Genomic DNA, 351 nt, shown 5'->3' with positions numbered 1-351 from the left:
CTGACGTACCGCTCACACCCGGCGCCACGCTGACGGACCTGGCCGCCCAGCCCATCGCGCACAAGCCTGCGGTTCATCTGTCTGCCTCGCCCATCGCCACGGTTGCCGGGCCAGCTCCCGGCCCCGTTTCCGGGCTGATCTTCAATCACAAGGCCCCCGTGCAAGTGCCGATGGATCTGGAGCCTATTGCCTACAAGCCTTCGCCCCCCATCATCGGCGGCGAGCAGCTGGCGCCCGTTTCGCCCGTCGGCGCTTGCGGCGCAGTTTCCGGCTCGGCGCCCACGGCTTCCCCCATTGAAATCGCCACAATGGAAATGCTGCTGGCCGATCCCGCCGCGCAGGAAATGGCGG

The 351-nt window shown here is 67.8% G+C and carries 1 protein-coding gene; it reads left to right on the top strand.

Annotated features, from left to right (window positions below):
* Nucleotides 1-351: hypothetical protein (locus QB898_RS13545; protein WP_279525331.1), on the top strand; the 351-nt coding region annotated here is incomplete at both ends.

Origin of the sequence: Ottowia cancrivicina (genome assembly GCF_029813755.1) — a bacterium.
GTDB classification, from domain to species: domain Bacteria; phylum Pseudomonadota; class Gammaproteobacteria; order Burkholderiales; family Burkholderiaceae_C; genus Ottowia; species Ottowia massiliensis.
The sequence above is the reverse complement of the archived record's forward strand: the minus strand, read 5'-3'. Positions and strand labels throughout refer to the sequence as shown.